The organism is Nocardioides hungaricus (assembly GCF_054782915.1).
Genome location: NZ_BAAGRO010000079.1, coordinates 1 through 1,793, shown reverse-complemented (window position 1 = coordinate 1,793; position 1,793 = coordinate 1). Strand labels below are relative to the sequence as shown.

Below are 1,793 nucleotides of genomic sequence, written 5' to 3'. Positions count from 1 at the left end.
GCGCTCACGGGAAGCTGCAGCAGCCCGACTCCGGGGTCCGGCTGCTGACCGGTGAGGACCCGGCCGGCGTCTACGACGCCATGGCCGCCCACCTCACCAACAGCGGATGGAGCATCACCCGCAAGCCCCAGGCTGCGCCTGCGGTCGTTGCACTGAGTACGGTGACCTCGTGATCCGCGAGGCGCTTCCTGAGGACTTCGGCGCCGTAATGCGTCTCTACGGTCAGTTGCACCCTGGCGACCCAGTCCTTGACAACGGCAGCGATCGCGACGTCTACGACGCAATCCTGGCCACACGTAGCCTGACGCTGCTGGTGTTGGAAATCGACGGCGTCGTTGTTGCGACGACCTACCTGAACATCATTCCTAACATCACGCGCAGCGCTTCGCCGTACGCCGTCATCGAGAACGTCGTCGTCGACGAGTCCGTGCGCGGCACGGGGCTTGGGAAGCAGATCATGGCCGCGACGCTCCGGGCCGCTTGGGACGCGGGCTGCTACAAGGCGATGCTCCTCACGGGCTCCAAGACGCCGTCGACGCATGCCTTCTACCGTAGTTGCGGCTTCTCGCCTGACGCGAAGACGGCCTATCTCGCTCGCCCGTGATCGCGGCATTTTGACCCTTGGCGGTCCCCTGCTATTGGCTGGCTACCCTCAACCACGTGAGCAACTGGACCGTACGGAAAGCAACTGCGGCGGATGTGGACGCGCTTGTGCGGCTCCGGGCCGAGATGTTCGCTGCGATGAACGTGGCCGACACCGAGGAGCTTTGGCGCACCAATGCGCACCGATGGTTCTCCGACAGGATCGAAGAATCTGACTACTGCTTCGTAGTGGTCGAGGTTGACGGTCAGGTCGTGAGTTGCGCGGCCGGAGCTATCCGCGACGCTGCGCCCTCGCCCGCCGTCCCAGACGGCCGCGACATTCTCGTGAGTAACGTCTCCACGGCCCCCGCCTATCGCGGCCGCGGATACGGCCGGGCGGCGTTCGACGGGGTGATGGCCTGGGCGCGCCAGGCTGGCGTGCGCCGCGCTGAGCTGATGGCAACTGCGTTTGGGCGTGGGATGTATTTGCGGGCGGGGTTCCATGACACGTCCTTCCCCGCAATGCGTGCCGCGCTGGGTGAGGCGTGAACGGTGCCGCTCATCGCGCTCGACCTCGATGGGACACTGGTCGACCAAGCTGCGGCAGCCCGGACGTGGGCGCGTGAATTCGCCGACAAGTGGGACCTTCCGGGAACTGCGGTCGACAAGGTCGCCGCAGCGCTGACGGCCCGTCGCTCAAAGGGCGAGGTGTTCGCAGAACTTGTCGAACGGCTCAAGCTTCCGGCTGCCGTCGAAGGCGTCTGGCTCGACTACCGAACCCGGATGCCCGACCTCGTCGCGGTCACGGACGGCGATCGGCGCGCACTCACCGACCTCCGCGCCGCTGGCTGGACGCTTGGCATCGTCACGAACGGCATGGCCGACAACCAGGAGGGAAAGATCCGGCGGACCGGGCTCGATGCTCTGGTCGACGGGTGGGCGATCTCCGAGGAGGTCGGCGCGCGCAAGCCAGACCAGAAGGTCTTTCGCGCCCTCGCGGAACGGCTCGGGTGTCCGTTGGACGGCTGGATGATCGGGGACAGTCTCGAGCTAGATATAGCGGGTGGGGCGTGCGTCGGGCTCAAGACCGCGTGGATCAACGACGACGGCACTGATCCGACAACCTACTCCTGTCGCCCGGATCTCATCGTTGATTCGGTCGCGGCGGCGGCCGCGGTCATCCTCGCGAGCGAATCCGGCTAAGACGCGGG

3 protein-coding genes are annotated in these 1,793 nt (G+C 66.3%); all 3 read left to right on the top strand.

Annotated elements, in window-relative coordinates:
• Window positions 1-169 precede the first annotated feature (169 nt).
• The 3 genes from ACYVKX_RS23285 to ACYVKX_RS23275 are packed head-to-tail and all read left to right on the top strand — an operon-like array spanning window position 170 to window position 1,785.
• Window positions 170-604, top strand: a complete 435-nt coding sequence (locus ACYVKX_RS23285) for a GNAT family N-acetyltransferase (RefSeq protein WP_460836099.1) — start codon at window positions 170-172, stop codon at window positions 602-604.
• A gap of 56 nt (window positions 605-660) precedes the next feature.
• On the top strand, window positions 661-1,131 hold the full coding sequence (locus ACYVKX_RS23280) for a GNAT family N-acetyltransferase (protein WP_460836098.1): 471 nt from the start codon (window positions 661-663) through the stop codon (window positions 1,129-1,131).
• Window positions 1,132-1,134: 3 nt separating this feature from the next.
• Window positions 1,135-1,785 (top strand): HAD family hydrolase, encoded by a 651-nt coding sequence (locus ACYVKX_RS23275; RefSeq protein ID WP_460836097.1) that lies wholly within the window; start codon window positions 1,135-1,137, stop codon window positions 1,783-1,785.
• Window positions 1,786-1,793: the final 8 nt, after the last annotated feature.